The 22,828-nt window shown below is 60.8% G+C and carries 24 protein-coding genes; 14 read left to right on the forward strand and 10 right to left on the reverse strand.

Going from position 1 to position 22,828, the window contains the following annotated elements; all coding sequences use genetic code 11:
- Positions 1 to 67: 67 nt before the first annotated feature.
- Positions 68 to 973 carry a 1,4-dihydroxy-2-naphthoyl-CoA synthase gene (gene menB / locus H6A60_RS03820; RefSeq protein WP_205102086.1) on the reverse strand — a complete coding sequence of 302 codons (906 nt, stop codon included), beginning with the start codon at positions 971 to 973 and terminating at the stop codon, positions 68 to 70.
- A gap of 205 nt (positions 974 to 1,178) precedes the next feature.
- The gene (locus tag H6A60_RS03825) at positions 1,179 to 2,525 is read right to left on the reverse strand and encodes a ferredoxin reductase family protein (RefSeq protein ID WP_205102087.1); all 1,347 of its coding nucleotides are present in this window, start codon (positions 2,523 to 2,525) and stop codon (positions 1,179 to 1,181) included.
- Positions 2,526 to 2,838: 313 nt separating this feature from the next.
- Between H6A60_RS03825 and H6A60_RS03830 the strand changes: the two genes are divergently transcribed.
- The 7 genes from H6A60_RS03830 to H6A60_RS03860 all read left to right on the forward strand — a co-directional run bounded on the left by H6A60_RS03830 (position 2,839) and on the right by H6A60_RS03860 (position 7,293).
- The gene (locus H6A60_RS03830; protein ID WP_205102088.1) at positions 2,839 to 4,041 is read left to right on the forward strand and encodes a M20 metallopeptidase family protein; all 1,203 of its coding nucleotides are present in this window, start codon (positions 2,839 to 2,841) and stop codon (positions 4,039 to 4,041) included.
- Positions 4,042 to 4,287: 246 nt separating this feature from the next.
- Positions 4,288 to 4,443, forward strand: a complete 156-nt coding sequence (locus H6A60_RS03835) for a hypothetical protein (RefSeq protein WP_205102089.1) — start codon at positions 4,288 to 4,290, stop codon at positions 4,441 to 4,443.
- Entirely contained in the window at positions 4,413 to 5,111 is a 699-nt protein-coding gene (locus tag H6A60_RS03840) for a HyaD/HybD family hydrogenase maturation endopeptidase (RefSeq protein WP_205102090.1), read from the forward strand. Before H6A60_RS03835 ends, H6A60_RS03840 begins: the two co-directional genes overlap by 31 nt.
- Positions 5,112 to 5,230: 119 nt before the next feature.
- Positions 5,231 to 5,545, forward strand: coding sequence for a HypC/HybG/HupF family hydrogenase formation chaperone (locus H6A60_RS13860; RefSeq protein WP_205102091.1), 315 nt, complete (start codon positions 5,231 to 5,233; stop codon positions 5,543 to 5,545).
- Positions 5,546 to 5,585: 40 nt separating this feature from the next.
- Complete coding sequence (locus H6A60_RS03850; RefSeq protein WP_205102092.1) at positions 5,586 to 6,041, forward strand: thioredoxin domain-containing protein; 456 nt, start codon at positions 5,586 to 5,588, stop codon at positions 6,039 to 6,041.
- Between the two features lie 68 nt (positions 6,042 to 6,109).
- Positions 6,110 to 7,015 (forward strand): hydrogenase expression/formation C-terminal domain-containing protein, encoded by a 906-nt coding sequence (locus H6A60_RS03855; protein WP_205102093.1) that lies wholly within the window; start codon positions 6,110 to 6,112, stop codon positions 7,013 to 7,015.
- Positions 7,012 to 7,293 (forward strand): rubredoxin, encoded by a 282-nt coding sequence (locus H6A60_RS03860; RefSeq protein ID WP_205102094.1) that lies wholly within the window; start codon positions 7,012 to 7,014, stop codon positions 7,291 to 7,293. The genes H6A60_RS03855 and H6A60_RS03860 overlap by 4 nt, the downstream gene beginning before the upstream one ends.
- Before the next feature lie 33 nt (positions 7,294 to 7,326).
- Here the strand turns inward: H6A60_RS03860 and H6A60_RS03865 are convergent, their stop codons facing one another.
- Positions 7,327 to 7,992: a response regulator transcription factor gene (locus H6A60_RS03865; protein WP_205102095.1), complete on the reverse strand. Its 666-nt coding sequence runs from the start codon at positions 7,990 to 7,992 to the stop codon at positions 7,327 to 7,329.
- A 681-nt stretch (positions 7,993 to 8,673) separates the two neighbouring features.
- Here H6A60_RS03865 and H6A60_RS03870 point away from each other — a divergent pair.
- Both H6A60_RS03870 and H6A60_RS03875 read left to right on the forward strand, forming a co-directional pair.
- A complete protein-coding gene (locus H6A60_RS03870) occupies positions 8,674 to 9,093 on the forward strand; it encodes an META domain-containing protein (protein ID WP_205102096.1) in 420 nt (139 codons plus the stop codon).
- Positions 9,094 to 9,154: 61 nt separating this feature from the next.
- Positions 9,155 to 9,868: a TorD/DmsD family molecular chaperone gene (locus tag H6A60_RS03875; protein WP_205102097.1), complete on the forward strand. Its 714-nt coding sequence runs from the start codon at positions 9,155 to 9,157 to the stop codon at positions 9,866 to 9,868.
- Between the two features lie 172 nt (positions 9,869 to 10,040).
- On the opposite strand, the gene H6A60_RS03880 is transcribed toward H6A60_RS03875, so the two are convergent.
- Positions 10,041 to 10,682 (reverse strand): 4Fe-4S dicluster domain-containing protein, encoded by a 642-nt coding sequence (locus H6A60_RS03880; RefSeq protein WP_205102098.1) that lies wholly within the window; start codon positions 10,680 to 10,682, stop codon positions 10,041 to 10,043.
- Positions 10,683 to 10,694: 12 nt separating this feature from the next.
- Positions 10,695 to 12,941, reverse strand: coding sequence for a molybdopterin-containing oxidoreductase family protein (locus H6A60_RS03885; protein ID WP_205102099.1), 2,247 nt, complete (start codon positions 12,939 to 12,941; stop codon positions 10,695 to 10,697).
- A gap of 131 nt (positions 12,942 to 13,072) precedes the next feature.
- On the opposite strand from H6A60_RS03885, the gene H6A60_RS03890 reads away from it, so the two are divergent.
- On the forward strand, positions 13,073 to 13,531 hold the full coding sequence (locus H6A60_RS03890) for a hypothetical protein (RefSeq protein WP_205102100.1): 459 nt from the start codon (positions 13,073 to 13,075) through the stop codon (positions 13,529 to 13,531).
- Between the two features lie 244 nt (positions 13,532 to 13,775).
- On the opposite strand, the gene H6A60_RS03895 is transcribed toward H6A60_RS03890, so the two are convergent.
- Entirely contained in the window at positions 13,776 to 14,081 is a 306-nt protein-coding gene (locus H6A60_RS03895) for a hypothetical protein (RefSeq protein ID WP_205102101.1), read from the reverse strand.
- A 24-nt stretch (positions 14,082 to 14,105) separates the two neighbouring features.
- On the opposite strand from H6A60_RS03895, the gene H6A60_RS03900 reads away from it, so the two are divergent.
- The 4 genes from H6A60_RS03900 to H6A60_RS03915 all read left to right on the forward strand — a co-directional run bounded on the left by H6A60_RS03900 (position 14,106) and on the right by H6A60_RS03915 (position 18,333).
- Positions 14,106 to 14,993 carry a DUF3261 domain-containing protein gene (locus H6A60_RS03900; protein WP_205102102.1) on the forward strand — a complete coding sequence of 296 codons (888 nt, stop codon included), beginning with the start codon at positions 14,106 to 14,108 and terminating at the stop codon, positions 14,991 to 14,993.
- 80 nt (positions 14,994 to 15,073) lie between these two features.
- On the forward strand, positions 15,074 to 15,331 hold the full coding sequence (locus H6A60_RS03905) for a hypothetical protein (RefSeq protein ID WP_205102103.1): 258 nt from the start codon (positions 15,074 to 15,076) through the stop codon (positions 15,329 to 15,331).
- A 237-nt stretch (positions 15,332 to 15,568) separates the two neighbouring features.
- Positions 15,569 to 17,068, forward strand: a complete 1,500-nt coding sequence (locus tag H6A60_RS03910) for an FAD-dependent oxidoreductase (RefSeq protein ID WP_205102104.1) — start codon at positions 15,569 to 15,571, stop codon at positions 17,066 to 17,068.
- A gap of 446 nt (positions 17,069 to 17,514) precedes the next feature.
- Positions 17,515 to 18,333 (forward strand): ZIP family metal transporter, encoded by an 819-nt coding sequence (locus H6A60_RS03915; RefSeq protein ID WP_205102105.1) that lies wholly within the window; start codon positions 17,515 to 17,517, stop codon positions 18,331 to 18,333.
- 93 nt (positions 18,334 to 18,426) lie between these two features.
- Here H6A60_RS03915 and H6A60_RS03920 read toward each other — a convergent pair whose 3' ends face one another.
- From H6A60_RS03920 to H6A60_RS03935, 4 genes are all read right to left on the reverse strand, one after another.
- Positions 18,427 to 19,335: an ABC transporter permease gene (locus tag H6A60_RS03920; protein ID WP_439145075.1), complete on the reverse strand. Its 909-nt coding sequence runs from the start codon at positions 19,333 to 19,335 to the stop codon at positions 18,427 to 18,429.
- A gap of 58 nt (positions 19,336 to 19,393) precedes the next feature.
- Positions 19,394 to 20,221, reverse strand: coding sequence for an ABC transporter ATP-binding protein (locus tag H6A60_RS03925; RefSeq protein ID WP_205102106.1), 828 nt, complete (start codon positions 20,219 to 20,221; stop codon positions 19,394 to 19,396).
- An 82-nt stretch (positions 20,222 to 20,303) separates the two neighbouring features.
- The gene (locus H6A60_RS03930) at positions 20,304 to 21,338 is read right to left on the reverse strand and encodes an ABC transporter substrate-binding protein (RefSeq protein WP_205102107.1); all 1,035 of its coding nucleotides are present in this window, start codon (positions 21,336 to 21,338) and stop codon (positions 20,304 to 20,306) included.
- 733 nt (positions 21,339 to 22,071) lie between these two features.
- Entirely contained in the window at positions 22,072 to 22,758 is a 687-nt protein-coding gene (locus H6A60_RS03935; protein WP_205102108.1) for an AroM family protein, read from the reverse strand.
- Between the last annotated feature and the right edge of the window lie 70 nt (positions 22,759 to 22,828).

The following is a 22,828-nucleotide window of genomic DNA, read 5'->3' on the forward strand; positions in this document are numbered from 1 at the left end:
CCCGAAGTGCGGTCCCGTTCACGGGGAGCGAGCTGACATCGTGCGCACGGCGTGCTCGCGCGAAGAATCAGGGATTCGACGGGCGCTTGTTGTAGTTGAAGTCGGGGGCGCGCTTCTCAAGGAACGCGCGGCCGCCTTCCTGGGCTTCTTCGGTCATGTAGTAGAGCATCGTGGCGTCGCCCGCGAGTTCCTGAATGCCCGCTTGACCGTCGAGTTCGGCGTTGAGGCCGGCCTTGATCATGCGGATTGCGAGTGCGGAAAGGCGCATGATTTCCTGCGCCCAGGCAACCCCTTCGTCTTCGAGCGACTCGAAAGGCACCACCTTGTTGACGAGTCCCATCTCGAGCGCTTCGTCGGCCTTGTACTGGCGGCAGAGGAACCAGATTTCGCGCGCCTTCTTCTGACCCACGACGCGCGCGAGGTAGCTCGCGCCGAAGCCCGCATCAAAGGAGCCCACGCGCGGGCCGGTCTGGCCGAAGACGGCGTTTTCAGACGCAATCGAGAGGTCGCAGACGACCTGCAGCACGTGACCGCCGCCGATCGCGTAGCCGTTCACGAGCGCGATGACGGGCTTCGGAATCGAACGGATCTGCTTTTGGACGTCAAGAATGTTGAGGCGCGGCACGCCGCCCGCGTCGATGTAGCCGCCGAGCCCCTTCACGTGCATGTCGCCGCCCGAGCAGAAAGCCATATTGCCTGCACCCGTGAGGAAGATCACGCGGATGTCGGCGCGCTCGCGCGCGATCGCAAAGGCCTCGGAGAGCTCCTTGACGGTCGTCGGCGTAAAGGCGTTGCGCCAGCGCGGACGGTCGATCGTAATCTTGGCGATGCCTTCCCAGAATTCGAAGCGGATTTCTTCGTACTCGCGAATGGGCGTCCAGTTGCGCCCCGAGGTCGAGGGCGACGGCTGGTTGCGGGCGGCCGCTTCCTTGGCGGCTTCGATCGCTTCGGGCGAGGTCGGCTCGTTCGTCATCTTTCTGATCTCCCTTAAGGGTAAGTTTGACATTGAAGCCGCGATGATAGCCCATGGCGGCAAAGCGAGCGAATTTCGTACGAATAAACGCGTATACAAAGTAGTGCGCGGGCCACAGACGCCCGCGCACTCAGTTCAGCCTATTTCCGACACCGCGTCCTGTTGCGCGGAGATTCGTTTCGACGTCAATCGCAGCGAATGTGCTTTATCGCCAGTCGAAGTGCTCGCGCCGAATGGCGGTTTTCGAGCCGCCCGCCGCAACGAAAGCTTCGGCGACCGCGTTCGAGAGTCCCGCCCCCGCGCAGAGTGCGAGACGGTCGGGGACGCCCGCCGTGAAGAGCGCTTCGGGCTTGAGCCGGCTTTTCTTCGATTCAACGATATGGAATTCAATGCCTGCGCGCCGTGCAAGTGCTTCGATCTTCGGGAGCATCGGTTCATCTGCGCAATCGCGCACGCACCAGAGAAGCTTCGCGATCGGGTGCGACTTGGCGAACGCTTCGTCGTCCGCGACCTTGGCTTTGCGCTCGGCCGCGTCCTGCAGCCACGCGCAGAAGGGCGCGATCCCGATGCCGCCCGCGACCCAGAGCTCTTTGCGTCGCGTTGCGGCGTCGGTTTCGAAGCGTTCGAGCGTAAAGGCGCCCCACGGTCCTTCAAGCCGCACCTCGTCGCCCGGCGCAATGCGCGGTACGTCGTTTGTCGTGTAGTCGCCGAGCGCCTTGACGGCAAAGCGCAGCGAGCCGTCGGGCAAAATTTCCGCAACCGAGAACGGGTGCTTTTCTTCGTTTTGGGTCGCGAGGAAGGCGAATTCGCCGGCACGAACGTGAAGCGGCTTTTCAGGCTTGACCGTGAGGAGCGTGATGCTCTCGTGCACTTCAACGTCGGTGACGCGGGCGGGCACTTCTTTTTCTCGACCCGCACCGCGAACGAGCAGCAGAACCGAATACCAAAGTCCGACGGCCGTTACGGCGAGATTGATGATGCCCAGAGGCAGCGTGAAGTCTGCCGGATCGGCGAGTCGAATCGCGTGGATCGAAAGCACGATGAAGAGGGCGGAAAAGAGCTTATGAAGCTGCAGCCACTTCGTGTACCGAAGCGCCTTGACGAACACGAGTGCGCCGAGCACGAGTGCGATCACGGTCGCCCAAATCGAAGAGTCCACGGCAAAGCCGCGCATCTGCGACCAGAAGAGATCGAAACCGGTCAATTCGCCGCGGACGATCTTGGGTACGGGTTCGAGCGTCATGAGCGAGAAGACGGGCGCCATGATGGTTTTGGTCAGCCAATGAAAGACCGAGAGGCCGAGCGCCCAGAAGCCGATTGTACGGTGCCAGCGATAGAGCTCGTCGAGCGGCGTCTTCGTCGCGCGCTCGAGCCAGGCCGGGCGCGCGGCGATGACGATCGCCATCGCCATATAGCCCCAGGCGAGAATCCCGTTCCAGTAGAAAACTTCGTGCGAGAGGCCGCGGCCGTTCATCGCGGGCGGGTCCACCCACAGGCCGAAGAGCCAGGCGGCGGTCGTTAATGCTGCAAAACCGTAGACGATGCGTTTCATGTTGCCTCCGTTTGTTGGGTCTCGGTGCGAATCAATGTAAAAGAGGCGCGAAAACGCGTTTTCGCTTTTGTAAAGACGCACTCACAGAACGCTAAGGCTTGAAACAGGCTGAAAGGCTTCTTCACGATTCTTTGCGTTTTTTAGGAAACGCTAAGGATGGGCTGCAAGCGCGGCACGCGAAGCGAACGTGTGCGAAAGATGCGCGCGCCCGCCTGCGGATAAGACATTTCGGCAAGGCGGCACGCGGACGGTACAGGTATCTTTTGGGGATCGCCTTTTTAGGACCAACGCATTCCATTGAGGAGAGTGAGCAATGACCGAAATCGTTCTGAAGGAGAAGTGCTTTCCGGAAATCGTCGGCTGGCAGGCCGAACTCGAAGCGTTCCGCCGCGACATCCATGCGCATCCGGAACTCGGCTTTGAGACCGAACGTACTTGCAAGAAAATCGCCGAGACGCTGCGCGGCTGGGGGCTCGAGCAGGTGGACGAATCTGCCGTCAAGGGCGGCGTGATTGTCGTCGTGGAAGGCAACCGTCCCGGGCGCACCGTCGGGCTTCGCGCGGACTGCGATGCGCTTCCGATGACGGACTGCGCGACGAACCCCTGGAAGAGCACGATCGACGGGCGCTCGCACGCCTGCGGTCACGACGGGCACACGACGTGGCTCATGGGCGCGCTTCGCTACTTGAACGCGAAGCGCGATTTTCCCGGTCGCGTTGTCGGCATCTTCCAGCCGGCCGAAGAAATCGGCCGCGGTGCCCTCGCCGTCCTTGATGCAGGGATTCTCGAGAAGTACGAAATCGCCGAGATCTACGCCGCGCACGACGAAGCGACGCTCGACAAGGGTGTCTGCGGCTTTTGCGTCGGGCCCGCGCAGGCTTCGACAGACTTCTTTTACGTGACCGTGAAGGGCGCGGGCACCCACGGCGCGCGTCCGCACTTGGGCGTCGACCCCGTGCCTGTCGCGTCCGAACTCGTGACGTCGCTGCAGACCATCATTTCGCGCAAGGTCAACCCGATCGAAAAAGCGGTGCTCTCCGTCTGCTCGATCAACGCTGGGCGCTTTAACGCGCCGAATGTGATTCCCGCCGAAGTGACGCTTTCGGGTACGGTGCGCACTTTCAACGAAGATGTGCGTGACCTCATCGAAAAGGAAATGAACCGCATGGTCAAGGGCGTAGCCGAAGCCAACGGCTGCACGGTCGACTTCCGCTACGACCGCCTCGTTTCTTCCGTTTATAACGACCCGAAGACGACGGCGGCGATGTGCGACTTCGTGAAGCGTCAGTTCGGCGAAGCTTATGCCGTCGAAGGTTTCCCGATGTCGATGGGCGGCGAAGACTTTGCCGAATATCAGCGCAAGATTCCGGGGTCGGTGATTCGCTTGGGTGTTCGCGACGAAACGCACCAGGTCTCGATTCACAACCCGACCTTCGACTTCAACGACGAAGTGATCGCCGTCGGCGCGACGCTGCTCTCGGGCATTGCGCTTGAGCGTCTTGCGGCGCTCGCCTAAGGCCGTTGGGATAAACGGGACAGATAGCACGAAGCAATCGGGTGCATGGCTTCTTTGCATGCGGAAGAGTGCTTCGTGCCGATCGCCCGTGAAAGCGACTCCATTGCGCAAAGCGCGTGCGGCTCGCAGCCGTGCGCGCTTTGCGCTTCTAGATGCGGCAATGGCGAGGTGAATCGCCGTTGAGACTACCTCTTTGGGATGCCCTTTCGTCTGCTGAGCGGTCGACGCAGCCCCTCCGAACGACGGATGGCGAACGCGCGTGCGACGACTATAGTTGAAGAAGCATCGGGCAAGACCATGGGGCGGCGTGCGCGTTCGGCACTCGACCGACGTCCGCTCGCGCAGGGGGCGCCCGAAAACGGAGGTGGAAAGTGCAGACGACCGGCAGCGAAGCCGGGCTGAGGACGTTCGCGCGCGAAGTGCTCGTTCTCGGCATCGGCAATATCCTTTGGGCCGACGAAGGGTTCGGTCCGCGTGCGGCGGAGGCCTTTCATCAGGCGTTTCGCCCGGTTGAGGGCGTCGACGTCATGGACGGCGGCACGCTCGGAGGCTTCCTCATCAACGAAATCACGTCCTCGCGCCGCATTCTCGTTTTCGACTGCTGCGACTTTCATCTGGCGCCGGGCTACCTCGGCGTGTTGCGCGGCGACGAGGTCGGTGTGTGGTCTTCCACCAAAATTTCGCCGCACCAGACGGGCTTCAACGATCTCTTGGCCACCGCCGCGATGCTCGACGCGAGTCCGCAGGAAGTGGCCGTTGTCGGCGTGCAGCCCGAAGAACTCAACGATTACGGCGGCAGCCTCACGCCGCGCGTGAAGGCCCGCATTTCCGAGGCGCTCGAAGAGGCGGCGGCCATTCTGAAGGAATGGGGTTTTGCGCTCGAGCGGCGCGCCGACGGTGAAACGGTCGCGCCGCTTGCCGAAGCCGTTCTCACGATGAACGCCTACGAAGCCGATCGGCCGAGCGACGCCGATGCCTGCCGCTTGGGCGACGAGCGCTTCATGCGGCTCGCAGCGGGTGCAGCCATGGATCCGCTCGGCGAGGCGGACCACAAAGACGGAGGCCGATGATGTGCGTGGCGATTCCGATGCGGGTGCGTTCGGTCGATGGGTTTGAAGCGCGCTGCGAGCGTAGTGCGGCCGCCGCAGGCGGCTTGTGCGGTCCGTGTACGCCGGCGTTTGATTGGAACGTGTCCGCTCAAGAAGGCGTCTCGTCGTGCGTCAACGTGACGCTTGCGATGCTCGACGAGCCGGGCGCCGTACACCCGGGCGACTGGCTCCTCGTTTTCCGCGACGAAGCGATTCGGCGCGTGACGGAAGAAGAGGCGCGTGAGGTCGCGGCGGCACTTGAAGCAACCGCGGCCGTCATGGCTGGCGACCTTTCGGACGAAAACATTCGTGCGGGCTTTGCCGACCTGGTCGACCGCGAACCGCCCTTGCCCGAACACCTGAAAAAACTTGTCGACGCACAGGCCGCCGACCGAGAGAAACCCGCCGAGCCCTGACGCACGACGGTCGTTTCGTTAGAAGAAGGAGAGTCCAAGCATGTCCCGATTTACGCGCATAACGGCGATCGACCCCGCGACGCATCCGCTCTTTGAGCGCATTCGCAACGAGATGGGGTTTGTCGATCTCGACGAAGAAGGTATCGACGACTTTCTTGAACTGTCGGGACTCAAGTTCGTCGTCTTTGCCGACGATCCGAACGTGCGAAAGGAAACGCTCGACATTCTCGTGATCGGCCCGGAAATCCGGAAGTGTTTCGGCAGCGCTCTTTCGGGGGCGTGGCTTGCGGACGTCATGAAGGGGCGCGCGATGGCTGCCCGCTGGGGCGTTCGCAAGCTTCCGGCGCTTGCGCTTTTCCGCGACGACTGCTTCCTCGGCGCCGCCGAAGGGCTCGACACGTGGGAGGGCTATCTCACAAAACTCGGCGCGATTGCGCGCCGCACGGAGCCGCCGCAGCGAACGATTTCCATTCTGACGCCGCAGTCCGAAGCTTAAGGCGCCTAAAAGCGCACGAAGCGAACCGAACGCCAAGAAACAACACCGCATTGAGGAGGAGAGTTCCGATGACCGACACGCTGACGCTGGACCACGCCCGACGGTGGGTCGCCATGCCGAAGATGGCGCCCGAAGTGGAGAAGCGCGCTGCGCTCGGCGCGATCGCGTTTCTGCGCGACGTCGCAGAGCGCCTCGAAGGGGCGCTTGCCGATATTGCGGCCGGACGCGCCCCGGCGGACGGCTCCGAGCTTCACGCCGTCTGGGACTTCTCCGCTTTTGCGCCAGAAACGATCGATTTTCTGATTGCGCTTTTGGGCGAGGGCGAAGTGCGCATCACGCTCTGCCGCGGCGAAGCCAAGACGGCCGATACGGTTGTGCCCGGGCTCTGGCGCGTGCAGACGGGGCGCGACGGCGAGAGCAATTCGTTTGTTCTTGCGCGCATTCCGCGGGCGGTCGAGCATTTTGCCGAGCAAGGGCTCGAACGGGTGCCGAGGCTTGTCAATCCGGACCGCGACGTCTTTGCGGCGACGGCTATTTTGGCTGAACTCAACGAATTGCTCGAATCGACCGACCTCACAACGATTCCTGCGTCGACCGCCCCAATGGTGGAGTTGTCGCGTCAGCCGCTCACACCGAGCGATTTGACGGCGCTCTATTCGACGCTCGGGACGGGCGAAGTGGAAGCGGCGCTTCTCGGTTTTGCCCGTTCGACGATCACGTCGACGACCGTGCGCAACGTCTGGCACAGCCGCATCGTCAACAATGCGGGCAAAAATCTCCTTGAAGCCTATGTGGTGGCCAAACTGCCGCCCGAACTCCCGGTTGCGGTTGAAGAGTTTGCCGACGGTGCGGCGCGCTGCCGCGAGCTCGTTGAGTGGCTCGAAGCCGACATCGAGCGCGGCGCGATCGGCGAAGCGGTTGGCGGCAAGGCGAACGAGAAAGAAAAGTTGCCCCGGGAGGCGGCTCAAGCATGACGGACGCAAACGAAAAGAGCGGGCAGGCCGAGAAGTGCAACGCACCGAACCTCGCGCAGGGGCGCGACATTCTGCGGCTCCTCGACGAAGCGGCCAACGAGCGTGCGGCGGGCGCCGCACGCATGCAGTGCCGCGTCTGCTGGTATATCTACGATCCTGAAGAAGGCTGTCCGGCTTGGGACATCGAACCCGGAACGCCTTTTTCGGCGCTTCCCGAGGAATTCACGTGCCCGGATTGCGGGCAGCCGAAGTCGGCGTTTTTGCCGGCAGAAGATTGATGCCGGTGCACGAATGTTCGACTTCGCCTCGCTTCAATGCCCCAGTACATCACGGATGTCCGGCATAAGTGCTAGGGGTTCTTTGGCGGTGTGGATCGAAAACTTTCGATAGATTTTTGCCAGGTGCCCCTGCACCGTTCTTTCCGAAATGGAGAGGCGCTCAGCGACCTGTGCATCCGTTGTGCCGGCCATGAAAAGTTCGAGAATGTCGCGCTCTCTTTCGGAGAGGGCGCGCAGTGCTTCGCGTACGTGCGTGCCGTCCGAAATGCCGACGCGTCGACGATGGTCCTTGTGGACGGCTGCCGCAATGCTCGCGAGGAGCTTTTCGTCGTCGGCGGGCTTGATCAGGAAGTCGATCGCGCCTTCCTTGAGGCTCGAGACGGCTACATCGATATCGGCAAAGCCCGTGAGGAAAATGATCGGGAGTGGATTACCGCGCTCAATCATTTCGCGCTGCAGCTCAAGACCGGTCATGACCGGCATTCGCACGTCAAGGAGAAGGCAGCCCGGCCGAGCAGCGTCGTCTTCCACCAGGAAGTCTCGCGCGCTCGGATAAACTTTTGCATCCCAGCCTTCAATGCGAAGCATCAGGGCGAGTGCCTCTCGGACATCGTCTTCATCGTCAACGATTCGAATGAGCGAGTTCTTCTTTTCTTCTGCTGCGACCTGTTGTGCTGCGTCGTATACGGGCGCATTCATGGCGGAGCGGTTTCTCCTTGATAAAAATTAGGGGGTGACCTGCTTTAGGACGCCGGCAGGCTTCGGCGTCGGATCATGCAGTTTTGCGCGGAAGCGAACGAGGAGGCCGCCGCCGGCGGCAAGCGGCCGCGCTTCAAAAAGAAGCTTCGCGCGGTGTGCTTCCGCAATCGATTTGCAGATGAGGAGCCCGAGGCCGAGCCCTTCCTTTTTGTTCGTAGCAAGCGGCTCGTCGAGGCCGCCAGTGCTTCGGGCGAGATGACGTCGCCGTCGTTTTCAACCCGAATTTCCGCACGCTTTTTCGCCGCTTCCGACCAAGACGCGACGATGTCGACCGTTACGCGCACGGGTGCGTGCGGTTTCGTTCCAGACGGGCCTACTAAGCTTCGCCGGTGTTTCTGCAAATTCGTCCGTTCGTTCTCAGTCGACTCTCGCGAGGTTGCGTAAAGACGGAGCAACGGCGCTTAAACAAGCGCTTCGCCTGTAAATGCTTGAGGCAGAGAAGAAAAGAAGCATTCTTCCTCTCGAAAGGCACTTACAAGTATTTGCAAAGCGGCTGCGTCCGATTGGAATTCGGAGCCGGTTCGATCGGTAGCATTGAGGTCGCACGAAGAAACGAAATCCCGCTTATCCCACTTCAAATATGAGCTTGAGCGGGAAATCCAACAACAAAAGGAGGTTCCCATGAAGAAGATCATCGCTGCCGCAGCCATTTCCGCCGCTCTCATGACGGGCTGCGCTCAGACGAATGCGGCCGCCGACGGCGCGCCCGCGGGCAATGCTCCCGAACTTGCGGGCCGCACGTTTGTCTGGCAGGATGCGCCGAAGTCGCAGACGATGCCGACGATTGCATTTGCGGCAGACGGTCGCGTTTCCGGTACGAGTGGTTGCAATCGCCTGGTGGGCGGCTTTACGCTCGAAGGCAAGCGCATCGACCTCTCGAAGCTCGGCATGACGCGCATGATGTGCGATCCGGATTCGATGAAGGCGGAAACGGCGTTCATGGGCGTGCTCGCGAACGCGCGTTTTGCGACGGAAACCGAAAAGGGGCTGATCCTCTGGAACGAAAAGGGCGAATCGCTCGCGACGCTCGTGGCGAAGTAATCAAGGTCCGCCTTTCGATTTGAGACGGACTTTGCCAACGATAGAGAACGTTTTTTTTCGCATGACGACTGAGAAAGAAACTGCAGCTGCTGGCTGCAAAACGCAATGCAGCAGCGCCGGCCGCTCCGAGGCCGTGCATGAGGCGGCGCTCGCCGCGGCGGATTTTGCCGCCATGGTGTTCCTCGCACCCGAGATGCCCGAACTCGAGGTACGGGCGGGATCCATCGTGCCGCATTTGAAGGAAGTGCTCGCGTCGGACACTGACGTGCGTGAGGGCGCGCTCTTTCAGCGCCTCCTCGCGAGCGAAGCGGCAGGCGGCTTTGCCGGACTCGGCACTTCGGCGCTCGACGTGCGGCGCGAGCACGCGAAGCTCTTTCTCGGCGTCGGCGAAGAAACGATTCCACTCTCGATTTCCGTTTGGACGAGTGAAAAGGGGCTCCTACGCCAGGACGCGGCAGAAACCTGCAGCAAGCTCTACGCACAGGCGGGTGTTGCGCTCGACGAATCGGCGCCCTACGACCCTGATCACATCGGGACGGCGTTCGCGTTTTTGTCGCTCCTCGAAATTCGTGCGGGTGCCGCGCGCGAAGCCGCTGCGAAGGGTGACGCGATTGATACCGCAGAAACGGTTGAACCCGAGAAGTTTTTCGGTGCCGTGATCGCCCCCGCTTTCAGCAGGATTTTGAAGCGCATAAGCGCGAGAAAGGACGCGCCTTTTTACGCCGCCGTCGGCACGCTCTTTACGATCCTCTCGGAAGAAGGACTCTTCGGTTAAGCGGTTGAAGCGCGTTCGGGGCTGCTCTTCAGGGTGTCCGAAGCGAAAGCCGAATCAAGCAAACGGCCTGCGTTCGAAAGCTCGAATCGCAGGCCGTTTGGCTTTGCGCTGATCCTTGCGTCGCCAGGAAGGCCTTCACGCTGTCGGAAGGTCTTCGCATGGCGGACGATGGTCAGACTTTTTCCTTCATTTTCTCAATATCGAGAATGGAGGAGACGTAGCGGATTTTCGGATTCGTGCCCGCCGCAGCGTTCATCGCTTTGGCGCGCGGCGCGAGTTCCTTGGCTTCGCCTTCGAGTTTGTCCCAGTCGACGAAAAGGAGTGCGCCGATGCCGCAGGCTTCAACGCAGGCAGGCTTTTCGCCCTTCGAGGTTCTGTGCGTGCAGAGCGTGCAGTGCTCAGCCTTGCCCGGCGTGCGAACAACCCATTCGCGCTCGGGGGCGGGAGCGAGCGGCATCTTGCCGCCGAACCAGTCCTTTTCGCCGAGCCCGTCCGCGTTGAACATCGGGGCGCCGTAGGGGCACGCGGCCGCGCACATGCGGCAGCCGATGCACTTTTTGTGATCGACGAGCACTTCACCCGCGGGGCCGTGCGAAATGGCTTTCGCAGGGCAAACCTTCATGCAGGCGGGATCCTCGCAATGCATGCAGGAGACGCGGAAGTAGCTGATGACGTTCTTCTCGATACTCTCGCTGCGGTGAACGCGTTCGTAGAAAATGCCGGGCGCGACGCGGTTTTCTTCCTTGCACGCAATCGCACAGGCGTGGCAGCCGACGCACTTGTCGACATTGACGATGATTCCGAATTTCGACATGTGGGTTCTCCCTTAAGCCTTGGCGTTTTTCTCGGTTTCTTCAGCCTTTTCGACCTGCACGCAGATGTCGTTGAAGCACGGGTAGCCGGAAATCGGGTCCCAACCCTTTCTCGGAATCAAAACCTGCGTTTCCTGGTCGCCCCGCCAGCCGTACTGCGCGTCGATCATGCCGCGGCCGGCGAGAATCGTGACGCGTGCACGCGCGCGGACTTTGCCCTTGTAGTAAGGAGACGTGATCCAGATTCGATCGCCTTCCTTGATGCCGCGCACCTCAGCGTCAGCCGGATGAATGTTCACGGTCGACTCGGGTTCGAGTTCAAGAAGATAGGGCTGGTCGCCGCGGGTCTTCGAGTGCGTGATGTACGGGCGGCGCGTGCCGTTGATGAGTTTCAACGGCCACTTCTCATCGGGCTTGGGCGGCGCGACATAAACGGGCAGTCCGGGGAAGCCGTGGCGCGCCTGAACGCTCGAGACGAACTCGATTTTGCCCGAAGGGGTGCGGAAGCCGGGCTTGCCGTCAAAGCGAAGAAGCCCTTTCTTGTACTTTTCGGGCTCCTGCGGCGGGAACCACTCGCAGACTTCCATTTTCGGAAGCATTGCCGCACGCTCTTCGTAACTTGTGCCCCAGGCGTTTAGCATCGAATTGCAGGCCTTCACGGGGTCGCCGTCAAAGAAGGCTTCGCGCCCGAAGAGCGCGGCGCCGATCGTGAGCGAAATCTTCCAGTCTTCCCAGGCTTCGCCCAGGGGTTTCACCGGGCGGCGCGCCGAGAGCTTGCGCCCGTGGACGCCGAAGGGTGCGTAGCGTTCGTAGTTCATGGCCGCAGGGAGCACGAGGTCCATGTCGTGGTGCGTGTCGTCGCGATAGAAGTAGTCGCACGAGAACGCGAAATCCATCTTGCGCACCGCGGCCTTGTACTCGTCGGGCGAAGGCCAGATGAGGAGGTTTGCGCCCCAGCCGCAGAAGGCGCGGATGCGGCCTGCGTCCACCATTTCCGGCAGAAGGTTCGGCGAGCAGAGCACCTGCATGTCGTTCCAGACGGGCGCGAACTCACGGTCGATGCGGATTTTCTTCTGCGCTTCCTCTTCAAACCAGGGCTGATCGATGAAGCTGCGCGTGTAGCCTTCGTCCCAGCGGATGTAGTCCTTGGGCCAGTTGGCGATCATGGAGGCGCCCGGCTTGTCGACGTTGCCCGTGAGCGCCATCAAAAGCGACATGGCGCGCACGTTGTTGCAGCCGTTGCCTTGGTGCGGCACCGATTGTCCCGGGAGCTGCATCGAGGACGGACCCTGCGCGAAAAGGCGCGCGGCCTCGATCATCTGCTCGGCGGGCACGCCCGTTTCCTTCTCGACGAATTCCGGCGTAAAGGCTTCGCAGTACTTCACGAGCTCTTCGTAGCCCGTGCACCACTCGTCGACGAACTTGCGGTCGACGAGGCCTTCCTTGACGAGGACGCGGATCATGCCCCAGGCGAGCGCGCCGTCGGTACCGGGCTTCAACTGCAGATGGATGTCGGCGAGTTCGGCCACTTTCGTGCGGCGCACGTCAACGACAATGAGTTTCATGCCGCGCGCCTTGGCGGCAAGAAGGCCTTTGAAGAAGCCGTGAGGCGACGCCCAGGCGCCGTTCTTGCCGACGATCATCAGCACCTTTGCCTTGGGACTCGGGCCGCCCGCGATCTCCTGACCGTAGGAGAGCTCTTCGGCGTGTACATAGGCAAGGTTGCACGCAGCGGAACTCTCGCAGCAGTAATTCGGCGAGCCGAACCAGCGCGCAAGTCGCATGACGGGCGGACGCGGCTCCTTCGGGTCGCCGCAGTAGAACATCACTTTGTCCGGACCGTATTTTTCCTTGATTCGGGTGAGGTGCTCGCAGATCGTCTTGATCGCTTCGTCCCAGCTGATGCGCACCCAGCCCGGATCGGCCGAACCCTTCGGGTTCGTGCGCTTCATGGGATAGAGCAGACGATTGGGGTTGTAGAGACGCTGCAGCGTCGAGAGCCCTTTCGAGCAGAGAAAATGATTCGGATGTTCCTTCCAGTTGCGGATGCGGATCACCGTATTGCCGCGCGCCTCGAATTCGATCCCGCACCACGGCATATGGTTGCAGGAGTCGCAGATCGAGTAGCCGGTCCAAGTCTTTTCGCCCGCTGCTTCACCGGCAGCCTTGGTTGCCGGCGAAAAAAGTGATGCGGCCATGACGGCGCCCGAGCCCTGAAGGAGCGAGCGGCGTGAAAAAGCAAAGCCTTTGCGTTGTTCCATTTTTCAGTCTCCTTGGGGCGGCACGTTGAAAAACGCGCACAGCCCGACATGCGCACGGCGCCGGGCGCGTCGCGCGCATTGGTCGGGCTTGCTTCAAGCGCACTTCGCAGGGTTCGAACGAAGCAGAGGGCATGCTGGGAGAAACGTTCGCGAAGCGCAGATGCGTGCCGCCTTCAAAGTTATTTTTCACGCATTTTCACGTGATTAGCCAACGGAAAATCCCCAAGAAGTCCACCGATCTTGACGAGTGCGACAAGCGGTCGGCGAAGGCGGCGGACGAATGGTCTGGCGGCCTTTCCAGAAAATCACAAACTTGCCGGCCTCTTTCGTCGTTCCATAATGGAATAACGAATTCGTCAACTGTGCGCTCGGTCTCAGGCGGCGTTTGCGGGCGGCGCAAAGATCGAGGCCGCGCGCATGAGCATGTCTTCACGGGACGGTCAAGTCACGTAGCGGATTTCGACGTTCTCGTTGCAGCGGCTGAGGTGTTTGCGGATGGCATCTTTTTCTGCAGGTCTTCCGCGTCGACCGAAGTCCTGGGAATGCAGATCAATATTTTCATGCCGGTCTTGAAGACCATGAAGTCGTGACTTTTGAAGCCGCTCGCGGCTTCGATTTAGCGGCTTGATTCTGCGGTCCTTCGTGATGCCGCCCGTGAGCTCGCGAAACGAGTCGAATAGGCGAAGAGCGGATCCTTGACGGACTTCGAGTAATTTCGAGTAACTTTTTCGGAGCAGTTCGTATAAAACACAACACGCCTTCTGCTGTTTCGCTTTGTGACGTTTGACTCGGAAGGGCTTCTTCAACCTTTTACTGACTGGTAGAACCACGGATTCACGCTGTGTGGCACAATGTCAAGTTTTCCTTTGCGGGTCCGGTTTCGGCGTTTTGACTTTTTCCCGATTTATCGCTTCCTTCAAGAACGAGTGCGCTTCGGACTGCATTTTGGGGCGGCACGAACCGCAAGCACTCGGTGACGGCGGACGCCCCTTTTTTCGCTTTTTCGAGGTTGCGCGCGAAGGAAACCCGCAAAACAATAGAAAAAAAAGATAGAAGAACAAAAATATGCGCACGCACAAAAAGAGCGACGACAATAAGAACATCAGGGCGGCAACCGAGCGGATGGAAGAAATGGTTCAAAGAGGCTGGGCGTACGGAAGAGCAGTGCTGACCAAGTGCAGCGAGGCTTCCCGCGACAAGCGTCGTCCCGTTCAGGCGGCGCTTGCCGCTGCAGCGCTCCTTCCGGCAGCCCTTTCCATGAGTACGCTTTCGGGCTGCGCGTGGCTGCAGTGGGCGAGCAACGAGGCCCCGCCGATCGAGGCGACGGCGAGCTCTTCTCAAAAGGCTGCCTCCAAGCCCGCGAACGATCCGGCGCAGGACCGTGCAGCCACGCAGGGGGGCGCGGCAGAGAAGGCTCGGCTCGAAGAGGCGTCTGTCCATGACGCGCTTTCCGATAAGGAGAATGAAGAAGCCCGCCACCGTGCTCCGAGCGGCGTGATCGGGCTCGGTGCCGATGCGCGAAGCGAATTCGGCGCTTTTGACGCCGCTCGCTTGCGTGCGCCGCTCGTTTTGCCCGATATGAAGGACGCGCCGACCCGCGTACTTGATCAGTCGATTCGCGTTCGCTTTCACGCCAAAGCGCTGGAAGCGGGCGCGCCCGCCAATGTGCCGCCCTTGCGCGCAATGGTGCTCGTCGACCCGAAGCGTATCAGCGCCGTTTTTACGGGCCTGGGGGTCGTCGTCTGGCGCATTGACTATACGCAGGCGGGGCTGCGTGAGTCGCGTCACCCGAAACTCGACGAGAAAGTCGATGCGTCGCGCATGCTTCGCGACTTCATGTACGTTCTCTGGCCGGCCGAGAGCGTTCGTGCGGTGCTTCCCGCCGACGCGGTGCTGGCGGAAGAAACGAGCGCTGATTCGCGCCGTCGAACGATTGAAGTCAACGGCAAGACCGTTCTTCGCGTCGTCACGACTAAAATCGGAGAACGCTCCCGCACGACGGTTGTGAACGACCTCGAGGGCTACACGCTCTCGATCGAGTCGGTCGACTAGTCGTGGCAGCGGCGACGGAACAAAAAATTCTTTGATCGTCAGAAAACGATCGCAACCGCCAACCGCGAAAAGGAAACCGCATGAACTTCAAACCCATCGCTGCCGCTCTTCTTTGCGGCGCCTGTGCAACGATGCTTGTGGGCTGCTCGGACAAGTTTTCGCCGAGCGACGAACACTGCAAGGCGAGCTATATCAAGGAAGTGGCCGACAAGGAAGGGCTCGACAAGGCCAAGGCGCTTACGAACGACTGCCTCGCCAAGGGCTACGACAATGCCCGCGGTGCGCTCGAAAAGGGTGCTGACGCGCTGCGCGACAAGCTCTTCGGCGAAAAGAAATAAGCGTCCGCGCACATTGGCACGACGCATCGTGGCCGCCTTGGGGCGGCCTTTTTCGCATCTGCTGGTCTGCAGTTTCTCAAGCCTGACGAAAGTCAGATTACGCGCGTAAGGATTCGCGCAAAAATGCCTTTCCAAGGACGAAGCGCAGCTCGCGCGAGCGCAGAGGGCACACCTCACGCGAACTTCGCCTCGTTCATCCTTCATTTTCGAACCGTCAGAATCTTTGGGAGAGCACAAATGAACGAAAAGACACTTTCGCGCCGCAGCATTCTCAAATTTGCGGGTGCCGGCGTTGCAGCAAGCGCCGCAGTTGGTGCGGCCGGTCTCGCGCAAGCGAAAAGCGCGGGTGCGAATTGGGACGAAACCTTCGAAGTGGTTGTCGTCGGTTCGGGCGGCGCCGGCATGGCTGCCGCCGTGAAGGCTGCTCAGACGGGCGCCAAGAAAGTCGTTGTTCTCGAAAAACTCGCCTTTACGGGCGGCAATACGCTGATTTCCCAGGGCTTCATCAATGCCGCCGACCCCGTTCGACAGCCGCGTCAGGGCATCAAGGATTCCTGGCAGCACCATGCCGAGCAGTCGCTCGCTGCGGGCGACTTCCGCGGTCAGAAGGACCGCGTCGAGGTGCTCTGCAAGAATGCCTATCCGACGATCGAATGGCTCGAAAGCCTCGGCATGAAGTTTAAGGACAACGTCATCCAGATCTTCGGTGCGCTCTATCCGCGCTCGCACGTGCCTGCGCTGCCCAAGGGACAAGGTTACGGTACGGTTCTCACGAAGGCCGCAAAGGATCTCGGCGTTGAAGTGCGTACGGGGATGGCCGTTGAAGAAATCATCCGCGAAACGCCGACTTCGGGCGACGTGCTCGGCGTCGTCGTGAAGACCGGCAAGGGCGAGCTTCGCCGCATTCGAGCGACGCGCGGCGTCGTCCTCGCTGCGGGCGGCTTCAGCGCCAACAAGTACCTGCGTGAACTGCACGATCCGCGCGTTGCGGGTCTGGGCACCGACAATCTGCCGGGTTCGACGGGCGAAGTGGCGATGGCGGCCGTGCGTGTCGGCGGCTATCTGGTCGGCATGGACTTCATTCAGTCGACTCCGGGTGCGCCCGCCGGCAAGAAGATGAAGCTTCTTCTCAACTTCAACGTGAACGGCTCGATCTACGTCGACAAGCGCGGCAACCGAATCGTCAACGAAGGCGAACGCCGCGACGTCATCCGCGACGCCGTGCTCGGTACGCCTGAACGCTATGCCTACACGGTCTGCGACAATGAAAACTTCATGTCTTACGACGAAGTCAATCGCGCCGCCATCATGAAGGGCATTGAAATCAAGGAAGCGTGGACGGCGCCCACGATTCGCGAACTCGCCGAGAAGATGGGCGTTGACCCCGACGGGCTCGAAAAGACGATCGACCGCTACAACAATGTTTTCGTGAAGAACGGCAAAGACGAAGACTTCGGCAAGACCGCCGTCAATCTCACGAAGCGCATTGAAAAAGGACCTTTCTGGGCCTGCTACACGGGTATGACCGTGCACCACACGATGGGCGGTCTCAATACCAACACGAAGGCGCAGCTCCTTGACTGGCAGGGCAACGTGATTCCGCGCATCTACGCAGCAGGCGAAATCACGGGCGGCATCCACGGCACGAATCGCGTGGGCGGCAACGCCGTGCTCGACTGCTTTGTCTTCGGTCAGATCGCCGGTGAAAATGCCGCCAAGGAGGTCGTCAAGGCCTGAGTGCGGGCTGCCTTTCTTCAGTAAGAGTCTTCATTTTCCTTGGCCCGAAGCGCGCTCCTCCTTTCGCGCTTCGGGCGCTTTATTGCTGGGTTGAACTTCGAGCCCGCCTGCCGCCATCGGCGCTTGCGACAGGTGCGGTTCGGCTTACGTCAAAACTCATGCGGAAATGGCTGCGGCAAGCATGCGTAAAAACGCATCCCGCTGAGATTTCTGGGTTACAGTTGTCGTATCGGGTTTTCTTAGGGATCGATGGTTCGCTTTTCTCGACATCGGTGACGTTCCCGCGCGGCGCTCGCTTATTTGTTGTCCGCGCCCGCTAGAAAACTTTCTTCGACTTCCCGCCGTCAGTAGCGCGACAGCCGTCACGTCGCCGATCATCCGAGAACGGATGCACCTGTGCTTCGTTTAAGTACGGGCGACTGCGACGATCTTTTGAAAGGCATCGCATGCTCGAACAACTTTTTCCTTCCCTTTTGGACGGTGCTTCACCCGTCACAGCTGCCGCGAGTGCAACGGGCTTTACGTTTTTCATGACGGCCGTGGGCGCGGCGATCGTGCTCCTGCCCGGGCGCATCCACAACGCCTTCATGCAGACGATTTCGCTCGGCTTTGCGGCGGGCGTCATGGTGGCGGCTTCCGTCTGGTCGCTCCTTCTTCCCGCGATGGCCATGGTGGAGGCGCGCGGCGAGTCGCCGCTGCTGCCTGCCGTGGGCGGCTTTCTGCTCGGCGTTGCCTTCATCTTTCTGCTCGACCGCTTCATGCCGCACATGCATCCGATGTCGAGCGAATCCGAGGGGCCGAAGACGAAGCTCGCCCGCTCGACGCTTCTCTTTCTCGCGGTGACCCTGCACAACATTCCGGAAGGTATGTCGGTCGGGCTCTCGATCGGGATGGCGGCTGACGATCCGACGCTTTTGGCGGGCGCACTCGCGCTCGCGCTCGGCATGGGCATTCAGAACATTCCGGAAGGCGCGGCTGTTGCGCTCCCGCTGCTGCAGGACGGGATGTCCCGCGGGAAGGCGTTTCTTGCGGGGGCTTTCTCGGGACTTGCCGAACTGGTCTTCGGCGTCTTGGCCGTTCTTCTGGTCGGCACGACAGGCGTGCTGCTGCCCTGGTTCCTCGCTTTCGCTGCGGGTGCGATGATCTATGTCGTCGTTGAGGAACTGATTCCGTCGGCGCACCTCACGGAGCATTCGGATGCGGGGACGCTCTCCGTGGTTGCCGGCTTTGTCGTGATGATGGCGCTCGACGTCGGGCTCGGCTGATCCGATCGTAATTCAGTGAAGGAAACGGGCGTCCGATTTGCGTGCGGACGCCCGACAAGAATCGTTTGTTGTCGAGAAGTACGTTTCGGCCGATCACTTCTGCGGCGGCACCCACTTCATCAGGCGCACCTCGGCAAAGGTGACGAGGCGGTCGATCAAGAGCGCACAGGCCGTCAGAACAAGAATGCCCGCCATGACCGTATTCATGTCGAAAGTCGTTTCTGCCTGCAGAATCAGGTAGCCGACGCCTTCGGCGGAGCCGAGGTACTCGCCGATCACGGCGGCAACAAACGCCATGCCTACCGAGGTGTGAAGACTCGAAAAGACCCAGCTCATCGCCGAGGGCATGTAGACCGTGCGCAGGAGATCCTTGCGGCTTGCGCCGAGCATGCGCGCGTTGGCGAGCACAGTCGGATTCACTTCGCGCACGCCCTGATAGACGTTGAAGAAGATGATAAAGAAGACGAGCGTGACGCCGAGCGCAATCTTCGAGGCGGGTCCGAGGCCGAACCAGACGGCGAAGATCGGCGCGAGAATGACGCGGGGCATCGAATTGAGCCCCTTGATGAAGGGATCGGCGACGGCTGCCGCAAAGGGCGAGAGCGCAAGCCAGAGGCCGACGGCGAGGCCCGCCGCCGTGCCGATCACGAAGGCGAGGACCGTTTCGTAGAGCGTCACGCCGAGATGCCGGTAAATTTCGCCGCCCACGAACCAGTCGCGAATGCGTGCGAAGATTTCGGCGGGTTCCCCGAAAAAGAAAGCAGCCTGCGCGTCGTTGTCAAAGAAGAAATTCGGCAGGAGCCCCGGCTTTGTCATCGCCCACCAGAAGAAAAAGACAAAGACAAGGAGCGCCCACTGCCAAAGGGCGATGCGCAGGCGTCGGGCGCGAATGCGTTTGTCGTGGTTTTGAATCGCGTCGCTTGCGCTCGTTTCGTGCTGCGCTGCGTTTGCGGCCGCGCCTGCGGCCTTCATTTCCTGCGTCATGGCTGTGATTCCCGACATGATTCTTTCCGTTGCGGTTGTCTTCGGATCTTTCTTGCGGTCGTACCCGCGAAAATCGCTACGAGGCGGCTAATTCCGTGCGGTGCTCCCGATAGGACTTGAGCACTTCTTCGCGCAGTACCGACCAGATGGCGGCACGTCGTTCGAGGAAGCTCTGATCCATTCGTATTTCGGCGACGTTGCGCGGGCGCGGCAGGTCGATTCCGAAGTCGCCGATCGGGCGAGAAGCCGGCCCCGCGGACATTACGACCACGCGGTCGGACATCGAAACGGCTTCGTCAAGGTCGTGCGTGATAAAGAGAACAGCTTTTTTCGATGCCTGCCAGATGGCAAGGAGTTCGTCTTCCATGAGTTCGCGCGTTTGGACGTCAAGCGCCGAAAACGATTCGTCCATCAAAATGATGTCCGGGTCGGTGACGAGCGTCTGCGCCATCGCAACGCGCTTGCGCATGCCGCCCGAAAGTTCGTGCGGGTAGCGGTCCGGGAACTTTTCGAGGCCGACGCGCGCAAGCCACGCCATGGCGCGCTCGTTGGCTTCGTCTTTCGCGACGCCGCGGTAACGCAGCCCGATCGCGACGTTTTCGAGCGCCGTCGCCCACGGCATGAGGCTTTCGGCCTGGAACATGTAGCCCGCGCGTCGGTTGAGCCCCTTGAGCGGCGTGCCGAAAATGCGCACTTCGCCTTCGGCGGGCGCGAGAAGGCCCGCGGCCATATTGAGGATCGTGGACTTGCCGCAGCCCGTCGGGCCCACGACGCTCACGAATTCGCCGTCGGCAACGCAAAAGGACGTGTGTGCGGTCGCGGTGTAAAAGCCCGTCGGCGTTTCAAATCGGCAGGCGACGTTGCGAAATTCAATGGCCGGTGCGGTTCGGTTGACGTTTTGCATGATCGTGTGACTTTTGGGAGCGGCCGGCAGCGCTTGATGCGCAAGGCCGCCGGTCGGATGGTTCGAGAGTTGACGCCCCGCCTCAGACAAATTCGTTCGTGAAGGCCGCCGCATAGTCGAAGGGGAAGTCGGCAAGCTTCGGGTTGACGCTTGCGAGCGCTTTGGCCGAAATCTGTGCGCACCCGTCGGGGAAGCGGCCGTCCTTGGAGAGCGCCGGGCGGTTCTTGATGAAGCCCGTTTTGTAGAGCTCGGGATTGCCGAGGAAGGCCGACTTCGGAACGATCTTCATCAGGTCGTCGGGCGAGCATTCGGCGATGAATTTGAGCGAGCGAACGACTGCCCGTGCCAGACGACGACAGGTTTCCGGGTTTTCGTCGAGAAAGCGCTGCGGCGCGTAGAGACAGCCCGCTACCATCGGGCCGCCGAAGAGCGCGTTCGACTCGTCAACGTTTCGGGTGTCCGTGACAATGCGGATGAGGCCGTCGCCTTCGAGCTGCGAGATGACGGGGTCGAGTCCGACAAAGGCGTCCACTTGGCCCGCACGAACGGCTGCAACAGCACCGGCTCCCGAACCGATCCCGATCACCGAGAATTCGTTGGACTTCACGCCCGCTTGGGCGAAAACGAAGTTCGCGATTACGTGCGAGGAGGAGCCGGGCGCCGTGACGCCGATACGCTTGCCGCGCAGGTCTGCGACCGACTTGAAATCCTTCATCGTGCGGTTGTTGACGGCAAAAACGCACTGCGGGGCGCTGCCCTGAAGCACGAAGGCGCGCATGGCCTGGCGCTTTGTCTGCATCGAGAGCGTGTGTTCGAACGCGCCCGAAACCACATCGGCCGAGCCGCCCACGACGGCCTGCAGCGACTTTGAGCCTCCTTGAAAGTCGACAACCTTGACGTCAAGCCCTTCTTCCTTGAAGAAGCCGTTCCAGTCGGCGAATGCCATCGGCAGGTAGTAGTAGAGATTCTTGCCGCCGACAGCAATCGTCACGCTCTTCTTTTCCGGTTCGGCAGCTAGAGCAAAGCGCGGTGCGACAAAGGCGCTCGCAGCGAGCGCGCTTGCGCAGAAGAATTCGCGTCGGGAGATGGCGCTCTTGATGAAGGAGATGTTCTGCATGGTTCTTTGTCCTGGTTCGCGGTTGTTTCGGGAAGTTCTTGCTTTTTTGGGTCTCATGTGAAGCCGCCTCCCGTGCGTTTGGCTTCGGGAGGCGGTGCGCAACGACTGCTGTTTAGGCGCTTTCAAGCTCTTTCGGGTCTTCGGATCGCTTTTGCTGCATTTGCATTCAGGCCGAATGCTTGCCTGCAGACAAGGTCTCCGAAGCATCAGAGCAGGCCGGTCGCTCTCGAAGCTCTTTTCGGAAGGGCGGCCCGCACAGGAGGCTGCGTCCTTCAGCGGACGCCACGGCCGCCCTCCGACAGAAGTCGAAGTCGACGGCTAAGTCGCTCTTTGGAGCGCTCGGGCGCATCACCCGGGAAGACGCACGTGCGCCCGCGGGCTGCGAAGGCGTTTCGTGCGTATGACTTCATGACGGCTCCTTAAATGCGTCGGGGTTGTGCCGCGCGGGCGGTTTCGTCGGCGACAGGATGAATGTTCCTGCAAAACGATTGTTTTCGCAATAGGTCAAATTATCTATATTCCTGGATCTGAAATTGAAAACATATAAAAAACAAATAGAAACGTTTTCAAAAAATTAAAAACTGCACCATAAGAAGTCTGCGAAATTCCGATTTTTAAGGCTCGACCGTAAAAGAGAAAATCTTCTCTTTGCTTTCGATTGAACGCGAAAGCGCCGCAGCTCTCACGAGAGAACAGCGGCGCTTCAAATAAGGCATCTTTGCGCGAGCGCGCTTCAGACGATTGCTCGCAATAGGTGCACCATGAGGTCGGTTGAAGCGACAACGGGAACGTCGACGACCTCGCGGCACCAAGCTTTGTGTTCGAGCCGATAGCCCATGCAGTCGAGCACGATGAATTCGGCGCCTTGGTCGCGAAGCGAGCGTGCCGCCGCTTGGACGTCTTCGGCAGAAGCCGTGTAAGGCGATGCCGAGGCGAAAACAAGTTTCATGCCCGTTGCCTGCCATTTGCGGATTTCGGATTGTGCCTGTTCAGCGAGTGGCACCATGACGCCGAGCGTAACGCTGCCTGCGAGCGCCTTGACGACAGGCGGGATGACATGGTCAGGCTCGATAAGGCGCGCCTTCTTCGCAGCAAGGCCGTCGAATTCGCCCGTACAAAGCAAAAGGATGAGGCTCGCGCCAGCTTCTTCAAGGAAGGCGATTTTCTTTGTCAAGCCCGCACGAACCGCTCGTTTGCCCATCACGACGGCGCTGCCGTCGAGAAGGCGCGACGTGAGAAGACTTTCGCCCAGTGATGCGGGAAATCGTTCGGCGATTTGAGCTGCGTCAAGGCCGTCGAGGACGCCGACATGCAGGCACTCGACATCGGGCGGGAGCGCGTCGTTAATCAAAGGTGCAATGTCGGCGCGGGGCGCCTGGCCGATCGTGATCGTGCCGATTTTCGTTCGAGTGGCAGTCATGGTTCTGCTCCCAATCGTGCGGCCGAGGCGCTGCAGGAGTCTGTAATTCACCGAGCGGCTGCGGCCATAT

The sequence above is a fragment of the Sutterella massiliensis genome, from assembly GCF_016899755.1.
Lineage (GTDB): Bacteria > Pseudomonadota > Gammaproteobacteria > Burkholderiales > Burkholderiaceae_F > Sutterella > Sutterella massiliensis.

Coding starts and splice junctions, on each gene's coding strand:
- H6A60_RS03870 (WP_205102096.1), top strand. CDS start 8,674: ATGAAGAAGATCATCGCTGCCGCAGCCATTTCCGCCGCTCTCATGACG.
- H6A60_RS03935 (WP_205102108.1), bottom strand. CDS start 22,758: ATGACTGCCACTCGAACGAAAATCGGCACGATCACGATCGGCCAGGCG.
- H6A60_RS03880 (WP_205102098.1), bottom strand. CDS start 10,682: ATGTCGAAATTCGGAATCATCGTCAATGTCGACAAGTGCGTCGGCTGC.
- menB (WP_205102086.1), bottom strand. CDS start 973: ATGACGAACGAGCCGACCTCGCCCGAAGCGATCGAAGCCGCCAAGGAA.
- H6A60_RS03855 (WP_205102093.1), top strand. CDS start 6,110: ATGACCGACACGCTGACGCTGGACCACGCCCGACGGTGGGTCGCCATG.
- H6A60_RS03910 (WP_205102104.1), top strand. CDS start 15,569: ATGAACGAAAAGACACTTTCGCGCCGCAGCATTCTCAAATTTGCGGGT.
- H6A60_RS03835 (WP_205102089.1), top strand. CDS start 4,288: ATGGCGAACGCGCGTGCGACGACTATAGTTGAAGAAGCATCGGGCAAG.
- H6A60_RS03890 (WP_205102100.1), top strand. CDS start 13,073: ATGCTGGGAGAAACGTTCGCGAAGCGCAGATGCGTGCCGCCTTCAAAG.
- H6A60_RS03885 (WP_205102099.1), bottom strand. CDS start 12,941: ATGGAACAACGCAAAGGCTTTGCTTTTTCACGCCGCTCGCTCCTTCAG.
- H6A60_RS03830 (WP_205102088.1), top strand. CDS start 2,839: ATGACCGAAATCGTTCTGAAGGAGAAGTGCTTTCCGGAAATCGTCGGC.
- H6A60_RS03925 (WP_205102106.1), bottom strand. CDS start 20,221: ATGCAAAACGTCAACCGAACCGCACCGGCCATTGAATTTCGCAACGTC.
- H6A60_RS03905 (WP_205102103.1), top strand. CDS start 15,074: ATGAACTTCAAACCCATCGCTGCCGCTCTTCTTTGCGGCGCCTGTGCA.
- H6A60_RS03875 (WP_205102097.1), top strand. CDS start 9,155: ATGACGACTGAGAAAGAAACTGCAGCTGCTGGCTGCAAAACGCAATGC.
- H6A60_RS03850 (WP_205102092.1), top strand. CDS start 5,586: ATGTCCCGATTTACGCGCATAACGGCGATCGACCCCGCGACGCATCCG.
- H6A60_RS03930 (WP_205102107.1), bottom strand. CDS start 21,338: ATGCAGAACATCTCCTTCATCAAGAGCGCCATCTCCCGACGCGAATTC.
- H6A60_RS03865 (WP_205102095.1), bottom strand. CDS start 7,992: ATGAATGCGCCCGTATACGACGCAGCACAACAGGTCGCAGCAGAAGAA.
- H6A60_RS03920 (WP_439145075.1), bottom strand. CDS start 19,335: ATGTCGGGAATCACAGCCATGACGCAGGAAATGAAGGCCGCAGGCGCG.
- H6A60_RS03860 (WP_205102094.1), top strand. CDS start 7,012: ATGACGGACGCAAACGAAAAGAGCGGGCAGGCCGAGAAGTGCAACGCA.
- H6A60_RS03825 (WP_205102087.1), bottom strand. CDS start 2,525: ATGAAACGCATCGTCTACGGTTTTGCAGCATTAACGACCGCCGCCTGG.
- H6A60_RS03915 (WP_205102105.1), top strand. CDS start 17,515: ATGCTCGAACAACTTTTTCCTTCCCTTTTGGACGGTGCTTCACCCGTC.